The sequence below is a fragment of the Paradesulfitobacterium aromaticivorans genome (genome assembly GCF_054657415.1).
In genome coordinates, this window is sequence record NZ_BAAHYT010000011.1 from 927577 (window position 1) to 944662 (window position 17086).

A 17086-nucleotide genomic window follows, 5' to 3' on the forward strand; every position below is an offset into this window, starting at 1 on the left:
GAAGGAATGTCCAGGACTAGAAGTCACCTATAGCTCTTATCACGCATCATTACTACTCTTAGTACCCTTTTCAAATGTTTACAATCTTAAGTAGAAAGTTGAAGGTACACCGAATTTACATGCGGATACTTTAATAAAAATAACATAATCAGAGATTTATTATTCTAATTTCTAAATATTACATTGATAAATATTAGAAGCCACCGCGTTTATTAGCCATTATTTGAAAGTCTTCAACTTATTGTAGAGAGTGGCTAATGAAATATTAAGGGACTGAGCAGCCTTCTTCTTACCCTCGACTGAATCTCCAAAGCGCTGCAAGGCTAAACGAATCATGCGCTTTTCCATTTCATCCAGAGGAATTAATTCATCAAACTCCCGCTCTTCCTTGGTAATCGGACTTTCTACAAGGTTAAGCATATGCCTGTGCGTAATCATATCCTCTTCCACTGTAACCATGGCGCGCTCCATAACATTCTGCAATTCACGGACATTTCCGGGCCAATAATAGTTCATCAGGAGTTGCTCGGCCTGAGGAGAGAGTCCCGCTACCCTCTTGCCAAATTTACGGTTGAATTTAACGATTAATGACTGGGCGTAAGCCGGAATATCTTCTTTATGTTTGCGCAAGGGGGGTAAATGAAGTTCTACCACATTTAAGCGATAGTACAAGTCTTCACGGAAATCCCCTCTTTTTACCATTTCCCTCAGGTTTCTATTGGTAGCGGCAATCACGCGTACATTAACTTTGATCGTTTGCATGCCGCCCACTCTCTCAAATTCCATATCCTGAAGAACTCTTAACAGCTTGGCTTGCAGATAAAGGTTCATATCCCCAATTTCATCTAAAAAGATTGTTCCGCCATTAGCCAATTCCATTTTGCCTAACTTCGTTTTCCCTGCCCCTGTGAAAGCCCCCTTCTCATAACCAAAAAACTCACTTTCCAGCAATGTTTCCGGGATTGCGGCGCAGTTTACCTTAATAAAAGGCTTGTCCAGGCGCAAGCTGGCACTGTGAATTGCATGCGCAAAAAGCTCTTTTCCGGTCCCACTCTCTCCGGTGATAAGAACGGTGGAATTACTTCTGGAGGCTTTGCGGGCTAGATCCAACGCCTGTTCAAATTCCGGATGACTACCGATGATGTCATCAAATGTGTAAGCACTGGTGGATATCTGGTTAATCCGGGTCTGAAGGTCATCAATTACTTGATTTGAAGCTTGAAGTTGTTCCATTAGCTTATAAATGTCTGTTAAAGGTTGGAATACCACTACCGCTCCTTCCATTCTGCCTTCAACAGCTATTGGAGACGCATTTGAAACAACTTCAGCCTCACTGCCGCCGACGCGGGACCGATGAGCAAAAATCTGCCCGTGTGTACGCAAAACCCGGGCCAATGCTCCGTTAGGCGACACCTCGAAGATGTTTTGACCAATTCGCTGGCTTGAGGAAAGTCCGGTAACACGAGTAAAAGAAGGGTTGACGTATTTAATCGTCCCATCATTACCCGCGACTTCGATCGCTTCCTGAACTGAATTAAGAATAGCATCCAGCTCTCCTTTTAAGCGTTTCATCTCTGAGAGCTTTTCTTTTTCTTCGATGACATGCATCATAAGATTGGCACTTTTGGATTCCATTACCGAGGTAATCGGCTGTTTGAGCAGTTCCAACTCCAGTTGAACCTCTTTCACCCCAGTAGCTTCGATTATCAAATCCAATTCGCTTGTCTGGCAAAACTCTGCCAGAGATTTACAGGTAGGAATTCCGTCAGCCTCAGCCATTTTAATTGCGGGTGCCTTTGCGGATATGTCGCACACAACAGCAATTTCTACATGTTCTATTCCGCGCAAGGTTTTATAAATTGAAGAGCCTCCCCGTCCGGCTCCAATAATTCCTACCTTCACTTTGCGCGCCACTGCAACCACCCCCAATCTCGATCCATTATTTATTTTTATCTTACTAATTATTAGAATATTCGTCATTGCTAAGATCTTTTCCTGCTTTGACTAAATAATTTTTAGAAAGGTTTATTTGAAATACCGGCTGAACTTTTCCAGCATTTTTAAAAGCTCATCGGTCGTCAAGTAAAGCCGTGGAGACGGAGTCTGCTCGCTACCCGCCAGCGGCTTGGCTCCGGTAGTTTGTGGAGGTACAACTGCACGCACTAAAATTGTGCTGAGTATTTCAAGAATAAGAATGGGTAAAGCACCGCGCAGTCCGGGCAAAGTGAAGACAGGGACGATTAAATAGGTTGTGGGATAAAAATCTTTAGGTGAGTAATGGGCATAAAGAGCAATACTTACAACCACCGGAATTTCTGCTGTTTGCTGAACAAGAAATTCCCCTCCCCCGGCAGTTGAGCGAGGAAATGATTCCGCTTCCACAGTATTAGCAGCAATAGACCCGAGAAGTGCCTGCAGCTCGTCAATTGGTATAGAAATCTTGTGCGCAGGATTTGCAGGATCAGCAAGCGGAATATTCTTCAGGCCAAAGATGTATTTTGCCAAGACTAAGAAAAGCTGAGCTCCGATCAGCACACCGGCAGCCCCAATAATTTTGCCTGTTAGAATAGGCTGCAGCATGAAAAACGAAGCGCTTCCAGGCACAGAACTTATTGGGGCTGAAATAGTGAGGGCCAGATTAATTGCAGTTAGGTTATTGTCCGCAGGAGCCGGGCTGACCATAAGCACACCCCCTCATGGTAATATATGGATTAAGTACCAGCGGGGTGTTTGACACGTGGCAGTTTCTGAGTATTAGACACTGGAAGTGCTAAAAGGAACGCGGCCTTAGTTTGCGTCGTTCAGCTAAATAATTCAGAACTCTGGACGGGGATGTATTTAGAATTTGTGTTTCCGCAATTCCTGCCTCCTGAACTAACTCTAAGGCGAACGTAAACTCCCCTACCCTGTCCCAAAAATGAGCATCACTTCCTAAGATTACAGGGCTGCCGTAGTGAGCCATGGACTGCGCAAACCGCCTGCAATTATCCCACGCCCCCCTTTTCTCAGGAGATAGGGAACTGTTGTTTATCTCCACAGGTACTCCTAAGGAAGAGGAAGCATGGGCAATCCGTTCTAAATCCAGCTCAAAATCCGGGCGTCCCGGATGCACCATTATATCTGTCAAGGGGTTTTCCATAGCTTTAAGATAGGCTTTAGTGTTTTCCTCTGTCGTTCCTCCCTGGTAGCAAATCACATGCATCCCCACCAGTACCAGCTGCATGCGAATCAAATAGCGCAGTGGTATGTCAAGTTCTCCTTCGTGGCTTGTGATATTGGCCTCAACACCGGTCAGAATTTTCACCCCCGAGAGCTCATTCGGGATCACAGGCAAATTGCCAAAATGATAAAGGTTAGGGGCTCCCGGCATGCTCGGTCCATGATCAGCCATTCCCAAAATCTTTAAGCCCCTGCGTGCTGCAGCCATGGCGTTCTCACTAATCGTACTATAGGCATGGCCACTGGCAACTGTGTGTGTATGTAAATCAACGAGTATTTCCATAAAACCACCTCGCCCCTAGTATAACCGTTATCTTAAAAACAAAAAAGTGCTACTGATGTAGCACCACACTTTATTAAGTTTTTACTGTTTTTGGGGGACAGGTTTAACTGTAGAATCCACGTTAAAACGAAAACTTGCTTCTGTAGTTTGAGTCACTCCCCCGGCAGGGTTTGTTTTTATGCGCAGAACGATCATGTGCTGTCCCGCTGTCGCACTTTTGCCCAGGGCATCTCCTAAAGCTTTAATTTGGCGGAAAGATACGCGGGCGGTGGCTCCTGGCTCAAGTACATCAAGGGTTCCTGGTTTGATGATCTTCTGTTTATCATCCCCAATCAAGGAGATGTCCAGCTCAATCGGTATGTTAGTCATTTTCTGGGCTGTTGTGTTTTGCACTGTAGCGATCAAATCAAATGATTTAGCCGGAATTACTTGCGACCCTTTAAGGGTTACAGTTCCGTAGGTCATATCCTTGACCACGGATGAGGGTTCGACCGTTAAGCTAAGCATCTTTAGCTCCGGAACAACGCTGTTTTTGGCTGCACTGGCCTGAATAGTTTGCCATACAGTAACTGCAGCAAAGCTGAGCACAAAAATCACTAAAATACTCAGACCGATCGAGAAATACTTGCGATTAATCGCAACGACTCTAGCCAAAATTTCACCTCCACAACTCTTGGTATTTTTATCTTAAGAAAAAATATGCACGTCCATGAGCGGACATGCATAGGAATGTAAAATTTCTTTTAAAAGCAGCGTGATAAATTCAGAGCCTGTCCCGCAAAAACGTGAACTCAGGACTTCGTTAGTCCTTCCCGTTCCTGATATTTACGCAAGCGAATATCCTGGTCGCAAGTTAAGCGGAACACTCTGGACATCTGGAGCAGCCTGGACGTCGTTCTATCCCCAAGATAATTTTCCATATCTTCCAAACTCAGATTGCTAGTAATAACTGTAGGTAATTGTTGATTAAGCCGGAAATTAATGATTGAATATAAACGGTTTCTCGTCCACTCCGTATAATTATGAGCGCCTAAGTCGTCGAGCACGAGGATTGGAATTTCACGGGCAGTGTCGAGAAGATCAATTTCGCTAAACTCTCCTTTATTACTAAAAGTTGCCCTGAGTTCATCTAACAAGTCCGGGACAACCAGAAACAGAACCCGTTTATCTCTTTCGATCAAGGCATTGGCTATACACGCAGCCAGAAAGGTCTTGCCTGAACCTACCGGACCTATGAACAGAAGCCCTAAACCGGCAGATTCCCGTGCTTCACAGTTTTCAACAAATTCACGGGCCGCTGCATAAGCTTTGTGGGCGTTAGCGCGATGTGCCGGGTTTGCAACGGAATCATAGTATTCAAAGTTAAACTGTTCAAAACGGCAGTGCATCAGGCTTCGGGCCATGCGGGCATAGCGAAAGCGGTTTTCCACCTTTTTTTGCTGCATGCAAGTGCAGGGTTTAGCTACTTCCCCCTCAAGGACTATTCCCCGATCCTGGCACAGCTGGCAAACTACTCCCCTGCTTGAGGGTTCTTTATCTCCGCTTCCAGCCCCCAACCTGGTATCCACGCCCTCCCTTAAAATTTCCCGAATGTTTCTCATAAGAAAAGGATTCCTTTCTCATCATTAAATATATCATAAATAAAAGTTTTCGTATTTATCTGGATTATGGAGGCTTTTTCTTGAGCCTCCGCTCTTACCTTGTGCTTTTTTTTCCTGGCGAGTCTGAAAATTCGCATCATCAGCTTCTACTTCAGCCCGCGATCTAAATCCTTTTTTCTCCCATTCGCGCAAAATAGAATCAAGGTAGCGGAAGTTTCTAATTCCGGCGCTAACCCCTCGCCGCAAAGCCTCTATAATCAATTCCTCCGAAAAATGAGCAGCAAGCCAATGTGTTATGTGTTCACATTCCAACCCTGTTAAAGGACGACCTAATTCTTGTTCAAAAACTGTTACCAAACGTTCCATTGCTGATTTTGATGTTCCGGGTTCATGTGCAGCTGCGGCTTCAGCATCAGCATCATCACGCTTAAACTCGAGCATCTTTTCAATCGCCCATCTGTCAGCTAATTCTTCAATCAGCCCCACGAAATTAAAGGCGTTTACCCATCTTTTAGCTTCTGGGTTCCACTTCTTTTCGATTGCCATAAACTTGCGCTGTGCTAAGCGGGCAAGCATTTCTTCGATCTGATCAGGAGTAGTTCCCATCCTAACTGCCAGTAATTCCGGAGCAGGATAAGCTGTTGTATTCAATTCACTGAGGATCTGGATAATCAATATCAACTCCTGATCGCTCAACCCTAATTCTCTATATTGAGTTAAAAGTAATTTGGGAACAGTGCTCATCCCCGAAAAGAAAAGAGCTTGCGTAAAGCTCCCGTAAACATTTACTTTGTTCACAATCCCCACTCCAAAACAAATAGCTTAATTCTGGCAACCATCTTCCTGATATATTCTATATTTCTAATACTAAATCCTTTTATGTTATCCTTGCGAAGCGTGCTAAGAAATGGTGGATAAAAGCAGCTTATGCAAGTAACCTGTCGGATTTAATAAAAAGGAACAAATAAAGCACGATATCTTTCTCCGTTGTTCCCATATAATGGAAGGATTTACCCGGCTAGATGTCGTATTAATGTTTAACAGTATAAACTTCAGACACCAAATAAAATTCGAAAAGGAGGATTAAACATGAATGATCACCAGGAACTAGTTGCCCTGGTTGAAAGAGCTTGTACACATCCCGCTTTGGGGGTAAAACATTGTCTAAGGGTTTTTTACGTGGCGCAAGAACTTTCTCAGCATTTAACCCTTGATGAAGAGGTTCTGTTCGTTGCTGCTATGCTACATGATACGGGGAAATACCCCGTATATGCTTTGCCAAATGTAGACCACCCCTTGCGTTCCAAAGGAGTTGCCAGCAACCTCCTCCAGCGCCAAACCTTTTCTCCTAATAAACTTCCTAAAGTATTAGATGCTATTGAATCGCACATGTATTATTCCGAACCCGGCAAAAGTGATGAAGCAGTTTATTTAAGAGATGCCAATATTTTGGATAATTTGGGAAACATCGGTTTAATGCGCTTATTCAGCTTAATCGGGCATGATGAATTAACCCGGACCCCGGATGATGCAATTCAAAGAGCACGGACATTTGCGGAAGCCCTGCCTAACAAAGTATATACCAGAGCCGGGCGTCGTTTGGCCGTAAAACGCCGTGAGGAGATCTTACGCTTTTTAGCTGGAATTAAAAGGCAAACAGCAGAATATGCCTGGGTCTAATTACCGCTTCTGTTCCTCCAACCAACGCGTAATATTCTCGATTACATCGACCACATGATCCAAATTGCGTTCGCGTTGCCCTTGATCGATTAATTGCTTTAAGCGGTGGCGCAAGCGCACATAAGCACGGTTGACTTGGGAGCGTGAGACGCGGCGCTCCGAATCTTTGGGTTTTTTAATTTGAGGCAGGCTAGGCATCGGTTTGGGTATCGTCGGCCTGGAGCTTTGAGCAGTAACAGCAACTTCCTTGCGAGGAAAAGCTTCCGCTTCGCGCACGAGCCACGGTTTGGCAGGTGCATGCCGGACTGTTTCGGTAGGCAAGAATTCAATCATTTCTCCGAGTTGCGGAATAATTGGATTCTTGTTGTACTTTTCAAGTACTTTTTGCGCAAATTCAGTCTGAGCTTCAGGCTCCCCGTGAACTAAAATAATATTCTCAGTTTCGACACAGGAAATCCAGTTCAAGAGTTCGTTCTGATCGGCATGAGCAGACATTCCTTCAATCATCTTAATTTGCGCTTTAACTGCCACTGTCTCCCCGTGTATTTTTACTTCCTTAGCACCATCAATCAATTGTCGGCCCAGTGTTCCCTGTGCTTGGTAACCTACAAAGATTACGGTGGCATTTTCCCGCCATAAATTGTGTTTAAGATGATGTTTGATGCGGCCGGCATCTGCCATGCCGCTCGCCGCAATTATGATGGCCGGGCCTTCCAGATTATTAAGTGCCATGGAATCCTGGGCTGTTAGGCTGAAATGCACATTAGCCATCGTGAGGGGATTTTTTCCACGCCTGATCAACTCACGTGTTTCAGCATCAAAATGCGCAGTGTTTTCCTGGAATATCTTCGTCGCGGAAATTGCCAACGGGCTGTCTATATAAATTGGGAGTATAGGTATTTCCTTAGCAGCCTGGAGTTGACTAATGTAAAAAAGTAAATCCTGAGTTCGCTCAATGGCAAAGGCCGGAATAATTAAGTTGCCGTGGGCATCATAAGTTGAGCGAATTATTTCCGCCAGCTCTTTCAAGCGATTGCCACTCTCTTGGTGCAGCCTGTTGCCGTAAGTAGTCTCCATTATAATCACATCTTCCCCGCATAAAATGCTGGGATCCTCAATATAAGGCTGATTCGGATTTCCTATGTCTCCAGAGAAAACTACTTTTTTGGTTAAGTTCTCTTCCTTAGCTTCCAGCAGGACGTGCGCAGATCCTAAGATATGCCCCGCATCCCTTAATTGAAAAGCAAGGGATGGGGATAGTTCAACTTTTTCCTGATAGCTTACGATCTGAAAGAACGGGAGCGCGCGCAAGCCATCTTCGGCAGTATATATAGGTTCCAAAGGAGGAATCCCGGCTCGACCCCGCTTGCGGTTCTTGCGCTCAACCTCCATCTCCTGAATATGGCCACTGTCCGGAAGCATAATCGAACAGAGTTTGACAGTTTCCGGTGAAGCCCAAATCTTACCTTTGAAACCTTTTTTAACGAGTTTTGGCAGTAAGCCTGAATGGTCAATATGAGCATGAGTCAAAATCACGGCGTTAATTGAAGACGGATCAAAGGGAAATTCACCGTAATTTAATTCTTTAAGCGCTTTGGACCCCTGAAACATGCCACAATCTACAAGTAGACGAAAATCAGCGGATTCAACTAAATAGGATGAACCAGTTACCACTTGAGCTGCACCGAAAAAGCTAATTTTCATGCTGACTCTCCCTCCTCTCTCCTTTAATCAAGTTAATCAAGTTAATCAAGTTAATTAAGCTCAACGAGTTTTAACTTAACAGCTTTAAGGGCTGCTTGCGTGCGATCTTCGACTTCAAGTTTGCGGAAAATATTAGACAGATGATTTTTAACGGTTTTTTCGCTAATATATAATGCTCCCCCGATTTCCTTGTTCGAAGCTCCGCGTACGACATAAGTTAAAATGTCCAGTTCGCGCGCACTTAAACCATATGTCTCTTTCAAATGAACCGGGTGAGCAAGCTGTCCTAAAAGTTTTCCTGTAACCGCCGGAGACAAAATTGGCTCACCGCTAAAAACCTTGCGAATCGACTCAATCAAGGTCTTGGGATCAACATCTTTGAGGAGATAGCCTGCGACACCGAGCTGCAGAACTTCGAATACTTTCTCATCAGAATCGTCCACGGTCAGCACTAAAATTCCGATATTCGGGTTTTCCCGTCGAATAACCCGGCAGGCATCAAGACCATTCACGCCCGGCATGTTTAAATCCATGAGCAGAATGTCAAATGAGGTTTTACGGGTAATATTAATAGCACCCTGGCCATCCCCGACCTCTTCTATGACCTCGATTCCTTCTTCGAAGGCTAGAATTCTCCTAAGACCCTCTCTCAGCAATGGATGGTCATCTGCAATCACAACGCGTATCACCCTGCTGCTCCCTCCTCTTGCTTGAATGGAATAGAAAATTCCACAGTAGTTCCTTTGCCCAAGGAGGATTGAACAGAGAAATGTCCGTTGAACATCTCTACTCTTTCCCGCATCCCTACTAAACCAAAGTGTTCGGTCGAAGAATCCAAAGCATGCTCAACATCGAAACCCTGCCCGAAGTCCTTGACACTGGCGCTAGTCCACTCGTCTTGGAATTCTACGCTCACCATTACCCGGTCAGAACTTGAATGTTTGGCAACATTAGTCATACCTTCTTGAATTAAGCGAAAGAGAGCAACTTCCATTATCGGTAGCAGGCGTTTTTCCCGCCCTTCTACTCGCAGTTCGCATTTGATGCTATACGTTTCTTGAAAGTTATCAAGGTATTTTCTTAAGGCTGGAATTACCCCTAGATCATCTAAGGCCATAGGCCTAAGATCGAAAATAATGCGCCTAATGTCGTGGAGATTGGAACGAACCAAGTTCTTCAAATCTTTTAGCTCGCTTTTAACACGACTTGGGTCCAGTTCCAAGAGTTTTTCCGCTATTTCTAAACGCAGGACAATGTTGGCCAGAGTTTGGGCAGGACCGTCATGCATTTCGCGCGCTACACGGCGGCGCTCCTCTTCCTGGGCTTTGATAACTCGCAGGGCAGTTTCCTGACGCTGGTCAACCTCCCGCGCTTGATAGATGTCTGCAATGCCCCCCTGCAGCAGGTTAATGGCTACACTGACCTTTGACATTAAATTTTCAGCCCGTTCAATAGTAGCCTGCATCTGGCGCAGAGAGCGCTCAATCTCATCACGGCGCGTGCGTTGCTGCACTTCTTTTGCTTGAAGAAGCTGCAGCTTCATCTGCGCTTCGGTGGCCTGAGAGTAGGTTTCCATCATCTCTTGTTCAGAATATTTCTTATAGTCCCGGCTTACTTCCATCAATCTTTGCCGCAGACGGCGCTCCAGCTTTTGTTGCTGATCAACGTCCTTTATCGTCTCAACAATCTCTGTCCTTAATTGAGACAGTTCCTGACTTAGACGTTGAATTTCAGAGCGGGTAGACTCCGCGATAAAAAAGATTTCTTCTTTGCCGGATTCTATGGAACTAAGAGTATTTTTGAGAATTTCCCCTAAGCGGTCTGCCACAAATCTGTCCCTCACTCTTACTTTGCTTAGAAAGGCTCTTCATATGGAGTATACTCTAGTCTATTCGACACCGAAATTCTTTTTTCCTACTTGACTTGTAAAAACAGTGAAATGAATTTATCTCCCTCTGAAATCAAGAACACTCTGATCCCCCCTTGGGCAGGAATCAGAGTGTTCTTGATTTCAGAGGCTTGTCGAATTCTATAAGGAAATCTAACGAGCCTTAGTTCACCTTTACTTTGCTGGTTTTCCTTTGCACAGATCTTCTGATTTCCCGTTCCAGGCGGCGCGGGAATCCTAAATCATCTTGAGCACACACTATAGTGGTCCACCCTTCTTTTTTCATTCTCTGCACGAATTCAGATCCATTAAGATCACTATCTATATACAATAAAATATCTTCTACCTGGGCCAGAAAGTTATACCCCGCTAGGGTTAAGTTCCAGCGTACAGGTGATTTAGGGAATACCTGTCTTAGTACTAGAGCCAGCCGTTCCGCCCCAGCTGGAACTTGTATTTGACGTCTGATCGGCCCGGGAACGGGCTCTTGCTTGAATTCTTGCTTGGGCTCTACCGCTGCCAATGGCTTCACTTCAGCCACTATCTCTACCTCTGGTTTAGCTTCAGCCACGATCTCTGTTTCTGCCTTTTCCTTTTCCTTTTCCCCTAACTCTACCTTTTGCTCATCTTCAACTGTATTTACTTCTATCAGGGTTAATTCAGGCATTCCTGACTTATTTACACCTTCATCATCTATTAAACTCTCTTTTTCAGGACTAGCGGTATCTTCTCGGTTTCCCCAATGCTCCGGACTGTTCTGAACGGTCGCGATCTCTGGAGACAGAATTCCAGCTTGCAAGCTTTCCCGATAGAGGTTTTGGTAGTCTCTGATTTTTATTTGACTATTGTCTGACACGCCGGATCCACCGTCAATTATATTAACCCTGCCCCTATATGCTGCCTGTGTAGGTTGGATCAAAGCGGCAGCTGCTGCAACAGAGTCGGGGCTGTCATTAAGCTCAAAAGGTGTTCTCACGGAAGCGCTTACAGCTTCATTAATCATTCTCTCCATCATTTCATAAAAGACAGGGAAGTTCTCAATCACACGCGTATCCGGAAGACGCTGTTCTATTATCTGCCTTACTCCATTATTAATTTCCGTTTCAGGAAGGGAAGCTAAACTTGTTGCGAGCGCAGACACAAGTTTATGGGCACTTTTTAACCCGCGCTGAAACTCAGCATCTGCATCAGGACCTGTAAGCAGGCATGTAGCGAAGAGTTTCTCAACGATTTGGTCTATATGTTCTTGAATTCCGGGATCTTGGTAAAAATACGTTTCCATGTTTGTCCACCCCCACGAAATAATCCTGTTCGATAGCTATGCAAACAGAGGATTAGATATGAATGGTGGTGGATTATTTCTTAGTGTGCCTGCGCTAAGTATTGGAGCACGCGCGCAACTGTTGCCTTGGCATGGGCAATGCTTTCGGGAATATTTTTGGGGCCAGAGCAACTACCCGCGACAAATACTCCAGTGTTCCCATCCGTGTCAGGATCGTTATTTTTATAAAATCCGTTTTCATCATAGCTAAGTCCAAGTTGCGGAAATTGCAGGCTTAAATCGTTTGTTGGCTTTTGCGCAGGCACAAGAATTAAGAGGTCATACTCATCTTCAGACACAGAACCGGTGTAGGAATCGGCAAAACGCACGGTAAGAGACTTAGCTGGATAACCATATACCTTTGCCGGAGTGCTACGGATGAGTTTGATTTGATTAGATTCTATTTCCTTGGAGCTGGCAGTTAAGAGATCAATATAAAAAATATTAAGCTGGGTATTAGGCAAAAGATAGCTAAGCCGCAAGGCCAAGCGCTGTGCGTACGCACAACAATAGCGGGAACAATAATTGGCACTGTGAGCGCGCTCATCCCTGCTGCCGACGCATAACACGATCCCAATCCTGCGCAAGCCACCCAATTTTTCATTAAGTTTAGAGGGCTCAGCCAGGACTGATTCGAGTTCATACGCTGAGATCACCTGTTTGTAAGTTTCATAACTTAATTCTGCCTGGACAGCAGGATTATGGATTTCAAACCCGGTTGCTGCCACTACAGCCTGTACCTCAAGAGATGTTTCCGCTCCCAGGTCTGAGCGGATTTCATTGAGCAAACGAATATTAGCCCTATAATGTCCAGGGCTGCCATGAAAGTCTGTTAACATGCTATAGGGCAGAATATGAATATTAGGATTATGTTCGAGCTTTGCCCTAGTCTTAGGTATGAGGCAGGCTGAGCATTGCTGACAGAGTTCAGCAGCTTTGCATGAATAAAATCTCCCCTTGCCGCCAACTTCCTTTTCCCGTTCGAGGAGGAAGACTTCATTTCCTGCCTGAGCCAGGCCTAGACTAGCGGTAATACCGGCAATTCCCGCTCCGATAACTAAAACTTTTCCTCTCATGCCCTTCTCTCCATAACCGCCTTATTTAGATAGCGCTCGGCACTGATCATCTAACTCACTTCCTGATTCATTTCCGCTCGCAGAATCTGGGCGAGCGCTCGCCGCCAAAGTGCGGGGGAATTGGCTGCAACCGCCACTATTTTAACAAGTTCGGGGTTAAGTCCCATTCCCTGTAATCTGCGTTTAATATCTGCAGTTTTAGGTTCGCTTTGGTTGGCGCAACTTCCTGGCGGGCAGATGCCAAGGATAATATTATCAGCACCATGGGCCAAAGCTTGTAAGATATAGGTTTGATCAGTATTGCACCCACACGGAACAGTAACCAATTCAATCTTAGCAGCCATTTTTAAGGGCAAACTTACGTTTTGCGCAGCTAAAGCCCCGGAATTTTGACAAGCAAAAATTACGGTCTTATGTTTTGAATTTGTTTTAATCCGTTCGTAAATTAGACTTCTATCAAATAGAGGTAAAGAAATTGCCAGAGAGGAACAGGCACTTGCACACACTCCACAGCCCTGACACGCTAAGGGGTCAATATAAGCCGCAGAATGGAAACGATCGACCTCGATTGCACGGGACGGACAAACCTGGCAGCAGCTAAGGCACAGGGAACATCGTTCAGAATCAATTTGAGCAAAACCGTCTGCGACCATTAACTCTCCACTAAGCAGGAGAGCAGTTTCTCCTGCTATGGCAGCGGCCGCAAGTTCAAGCGGCAGACTTGACTCCTGCGCCTCACTTAAGACAAAGATTCCCGGCCTGTTTGTAGAAAGGGAGAAAGAATGAATCCTCAGCAGCGAGGCCAAGCCTTCAAATTCTGGACTAAAAGAGTAAATTTCGCTGATATAGAGAAACTCAGCCTTTAGGTCAAATGATAAATCCAGAAAAGGATCAAGGTAGTGAAGACGCAGACAGCTATCATCCTCTGCTACTATGTATAGAGGATCTTTTAAACGTAAAAAACGCACTCCAGACTGACAGCAAAGCTGATACGTTTCCTCCGACTTAGAGTTCCCCAGTCTTAGATTAAAGTAAAAAAAATTAACAACGGCTCCTTTGGCCGCCAACCTTAGTGCCTGGTGCAAAGCGAGAGCAAAGGCATACTCATTATCCTGATCATTGAGGTAAAATGCTACGTTTTGCCCAGCGAGAGTTTGCTCAGCTTTGGCAATAGGCATGATCAACGGAGTCTGAGGCAGATTTGGGTCAAGCCTGACCTCTGGTGCCAGGGCTAAAACAATCGTTCCAGCTTCAATCCATGTTTTTTTCTTCATCTCTTTCTGCTCTACCCTGACTCGAAAGTTGCCCCGTTGCCCTAACACTTCTACCACCCGGGCACCACGTAAAGGAGTGACTCTGGAATGAAGTGCGTGAGCGCTTTCTCCGATCCATATAACGGGATGAGCAGAAAGCATATTAATTGCAGTTAAAGCAAACACTCCATCCCCTATTACGATCACTTCTGAATGGACAGAAAAAACCCACCCTCCCTCTCGTTTCGCCAAAGGGATGTTCATTTAACCACTCCCATTTTCCACCCATATATTTAGGCCAAATATTGGCATTTATCTGAATATGGCGAGGGGTTATAAGTGATTCTTTCCGAAAACAAGATCCCCAGGGAATTCCCTGGGGACCTACCCTGAACAAGCTTAACGTGTGCGAAACACTTTTAGGTAAGAATCAGCATATATGCTCTTGTTGAGTAAGATTTGTGCAGTAGCCGCGACATCAACAAGGTCATCGTCGTTCGCGTCTACGATGGCAGCATCAAGGCCTACAGCCATAGCCATAGCTAAATATGTTCTGTTAATCAAGTGGCGATCAGGAGACTTTTGCGAGACATTGGACAGTCCGAGCACAGTCCTAGGAGCCGGGTTGGATAGAGTCTTGACCTGACGCAAAGCTTCTAATACTTCAGGAGCATGTTCCTGCGCAACATTGACTGGGAGGATGAGCGGGTCAATATAAAGGTCTTCCATTGGCATACCGAATTCATCAGCAGCTGCCACTAATTCCATCGCAAATGCTACCCTGTTTTCAGCATCTTTGGGAATACCTTTTTTATCCATGGTCAGGCCGATTAAGGACGCGTTGTACTGAACAGCCATGGGGAAAACCCGTTCAATTTTAGCACGCTCAGCCGGGCAGGAGTTGATCATGGCCGGGCGTTTACATAATTTTAAGCCCCCTTCGATTGCATCGTAGTTCGTTGAGTCCAGGCACAGGGGCAGATCAGACACCTCCTGGATTACGTTGACCATCCATTTATAAGCTTCCGGTCGCTCCTCCGTAGGCACTGCCGGTCCGGAGTTTACATCGAGATAATGAGCGCCCCCTTCTTGTTGCTTTAAAGCCCAATGTTGGAAGGGTTTGGGATCTTTGCTGCGGAGAGCTTCTCCGATGTCTTTAAACATTCCATTAATACGTTCGCCAATAATAATCAAATCCGCTCACGTCCTTTTAAAAAATTCAAGTTATTTTTACCAGGCAGGCAGCCGCAGCGCAGACGTTCGCAGTCGGTGCCGCGGGCCTTATTATTAATGCCAAGAGATTAGGCGTTCTGTTCCATCAAATCGGAGATATTTCTTTGGACCAAACGTACAGAAGCAGGGTTGCGCATTAACAAAATGCTGGCACCGACTTGGAGCAGGGCGGAAGCAGTAACTGCTTCCCACAGAATTCCGCGGTCTTGCAATTCTCCCCAGCCCGGGAATTCTTCAGCTCCGACATTAGCTTCTTTCGCCCTGTTGGCCTCATAACCGACAGTACAAATCATGGGCATGGACAGCATCTTATCCCCGGCAAGCGCACCCAAACGGGCCCGCTCCATAATGGAATAGGCATATTCAATCCCAAAGCCAAGACCGCCGATCATCGGGTCAATAACGATCTTGTTCAACGGCAGACCCATTTCGTTTATCAAAATGTTAAGCTGTTTACAGATGTTAATATCGAGCGGAGAACGGGCAATCACATTGTGCTTATGCACCATCGCGGCCGCCGCAATGGACTTATAGTTATCCTGTTCGGCCAACCCGATTAAAAGATTCTCCCCAGCTGCTGCTTCAGCAATAGCGGCCAGTACTTCATTGTCTTTCTCCGGATCTTCACATCCTACCACAATTACCGGTACGCCAACGGCGGCTAAGACATCCTTTACCACCTGGGAACATTGTTCAGGGCTGTGGTTCGCTCCTTCTGGATCAGCTCCGATTAATTTGAGGTAAATCATGTCAGCGCCGAATTCTTCCACGCATTTTTTAGCCCAAGCTACAGGGTCACCAAGAACATCTCCAAATTGGTTTTTAATATTGTCGTTCCACGGTGGCACAATGTCGGTTACTTCCATCCCAATTACCGGGCGGTTTTCAACTTTACCCTCAAAATGCAGATATGGTAGGGTTCCGTCCCCACCGACTCTTATCACAGAGGTACGCGTACCACCCTCTTCAGCAGTAGCGCCGAGAACAACCTGACCGACTTTACTAGCATACCTTTCCTTAACTAAAGTTACGGGCATTGACCTCTCTCCTTTCTACTTCAAGATCCCTACACGACTTATAATTTTTTCCACAGCTTGAACAGACACTGCATCATCAGGCAGATCATACAAGGCCTTTCCGGCTAAATCCTGATCCACCACCAGCGGATCTAAAGGGATGTCACCGATCACTTTAAGATCGGTGTGGGCGATCTCGTCTGCCAGGGATTCCAGGCTGTTGTCCGCTGTTTTCGTAACGACCAGGTAAACTTCTCCGACTTCAGCCCTTATCCCCCTGATCAAGTCATGAACCCGACCGGCCGAACGTATCCCCCGGGCTGAGGAGTCACTGATCACAAACATAACATCAATATGAGGGATCGTTCTGCGGCTGATGTGTTCAAGCCCTGCTTCCGTATCAACAGCCACAAAATCATAATTACTGCCCAAATTCTCCAGGTATTTGCGCAAAAGGTCATTCGGATAGCAATAGCATCCTGGACCCTGCGGACCTCCCATTACCAGGAGGTCAATATCCTTAGATTCGACTAGTGACTGCTGTAGTTTGTACTCCACAAAGATATCTTTGGGCATTCCGGTGGGAATTGCCTTGGGATTTTTGGTCTCCTCCAAGAGATCAGAAATTGTCGCCGTTACTTTGAGTCCCAGAGCCTCATTTAAGTTAGCGTTAGGATCAGCATCAACAGCAAGTATGGAGATTCCTTGCTTCTGCTTGATCATTTGTCTCAGCATTAAGGCGGTGAAAGTAGTCTTCCCTACCCCACCTTTGCCGGCAACTGCTACATATTTTGCCATTTCCTCCTCCACCT

Annotated in this window: 16 protein-coding genes; 1 reads left to right on the forward strand and 15 read right to left on the reverse strand. The window is 45.6% G+C overall.

The window, feature by feature from the left end; genetic code table 11:
* Positions 1 to 219: 219 nt before the first annotated feature.
* The 6 genes from ACYQ2N_RS21230 to ACYQ2N_RS21255 all read right to left on the reverse strand — a co-directional run bounded on the left by ACYQ2N_RS21230 (position 220) and on the right by ACYQ2N_RS21255 (position 5901).
* Entirely contained in the window at positions 220 to 1914 is a 1695-nt protein-coding gene (locus ACYQ2N_RS21230; RefSeq protein WP_460001434.1) for a sigma-54 interaction domain-containing protein, read from the reverse strand.
* Positions 1915 to 2025: 111 nt separating this feature from the next.
* On the reverse strand, positions 2026 to 2682 hold the full coding sequence (locus ACYQ2N_RS21235) for a hypothetical protein (RefSeq protein WP_460001435.1): 657 nt from the start codon (positions 2680 to 2682) through the stop codon (positions 2026 to 2028).
* 88 nt (positions 2683 to 2770) lie between these two features.
* Positions 2771 to 3502 (reverse strand): phosphatase, encoded by a 732-nt coding sequence (locus ACYQ2N_RS21240; protein WP_460001436.1) that lies wholly within the window; start codon positions 3500 to 3502, stop codon positions 2771 to 2773.
* An 81-nt stretch (positions 3503 to 3583) separates the two neighbouring features.
* Complete coding sequence (locus tag ACYQ2N_RS21245) at positions 3584 to 4156, reverse strand: hypothetical protein (protein WP_460001437.1); 573 nt, start codon at positions 4154 to 4156, stop codon at positions 3584 to 3586.
* Positions 4157 to 4293: 137 nt separating this feature from the next.
* Positions 4294 to 5103 (reverse strand): ATP-binding protein, encoded by an 810-nt coding sequence (locus ACYQ2N_RS21250; RefSeq protein WP_460001438.1) that lies wholly within the window; start codon positions 5101 to 5103, stop codon positions 4294 to 4296.
* Between the two features lie 33 nt (positions 5104 to 5136).
* On the reverse strand, positions 5137 to 5901 hold the full coding sequence (locus tag ACYQ2N_RS21255; protein WP_460001439.1) for a DnaD domain-containing protein: 765 nt from the start codon (positions 5899 to 5901) through the stop codon (positions 5137 to 5139).
* 291 nt (positions 5902 to 6192) lie between these two features.
* Between ACYQ2N_RS21255 and ACYQ2N_RS21260 the strand changes: the two genes are divergently transcribed.
* Positions 6193 to 6783, forward strand: a complete 591-nt coding sequence (locus ACYQ2N_RS21260) for an HD domain-containing protein (protein ID WP_460001440.1) — start codon at positions 6193 to 6195, stop codon at positions 6781 to 6783.
* On the opposite strand, the gene ACYQ2N_RS21265 is transcribed toward ACYQ2N_RS21260, so the two are convergent.
* The 9 genes from ACYQ2N_RS21265 to ACYQ2N_RS21305 all read right to left on the reverse strand — a co-directional run bounded on the left by ACYQ2N_RS21265 (position 6784) and on the right by ACYQ2N_RS21305 (position 17072).
* Positions 6784 to 8487, reverse strand: coding sequence for an MBL fold metallo-hydrolase RNA specificity domain-containing protein (locus ACYQ2N_RS21265; protein ID WP_460001441.1), 1704 nt, complete (start codon positions 8485 to 8487; stop codon positions 6784 to 6786).
* Positions 8488 to 8537: 50 nt separating this feature from the next.
* Positions 8538 to 9176: a response regulator gene (locus ACYQ2N_RS21270; protein ID WP_460001442.1), complete on the reverse strand. Its 639-nt coding sequence runs from the start codon at positions 9174 to 9176 to the stop codon at positions 8538 to 8540.
* On the reverse strand, positions 9173 to 10315 hold the full coding sequence (locus ACYQ2N_RS21275) for a sensor histidine kinase (RefSeq protein ID WP_460001443.1): 1143 nt from the start codon (positions 10313 to 10315) through the stop codon (positions 9173 to 9175). Before ACYQ2N_RS21275 ends, ACYQ2N_RS21270 begins: the two co-directional genes overlap by 4 nt.
* Positions 10316 to 10538: 223 nt before the next feature.
* A complete protein-coding gene (locus tag ACYQ2N_RS21280) occupies positions 10539 to 11657 on the reverse strand; it encodes a hypothetical protein (protein ID WP_460001444.1) in 1119 nt (372 codons plus the stop codon).
* An 80-nt stretch (positions 11658 to 11737) separates the two neighbouring features.
* A complete protein-coding gene (locus ACYQ2N_RS21285) occupies positions 11738 to 12772 on the reverse strand; it encodes an FAD-dependent oxidoreductase (protein WP_460001445.1) in 1035 nt (344 codons plus the stop codon).
* Positions 12773 to 12822: 50 nt separating this feature from the next.
* The gene (locus ACYQ2N_RS21290; protein ID WP_460001446.1) at positions 12823 to 14289 is read right to left on the reverse strand and encodes a hydrogenase iron-sulfur subunit; all 1467 of its coding nucleotides are present in this window, start codon (positions 14287 to 14289) and stop codon (positions 12823 to 12825) included.
* Between the two features lie 135 nt (positions 14290 to 14424).
* Complete coding sequence (locus ACYQ2N_RS21295; RefSeq protein ID WP_460001447.1) at positions 14425 to 15219, reverse strand: methyltetrahydrofolate cobalamin methyltransferase; 795 nt, start codon at positions 15217 to 15219, stop codon at positions 14425 to 14427.
* Positions 15220 to 15326: 107 nt separating this feature from the next.
* Entirely contained in the window at positions 15327 to 16295 is a 969-nt protein-coding gene (locus ACYQ2N_RS21300) for an acetyl-CoA decarbonylase/synthase complex subunit delta (RefSeq protein ID WP_460001448.1), read from the reverse strand.
* Positions 16296 to 16310: 15 nt separating this feature from the next.
* Positions 16311 to 17072: an ATP-binding protein gene (locus ACYQ2N_RS21305; protein WP_460001449.1), complete on the reverse strand. Its 762-nt coding sequence runs from the start codon at positions 17070 to 17072 to the stop codon at positions 16311 to 16313.
* Between the last annotated feature and the right edge of the window lie 14 nt (positions 17073 to 17086).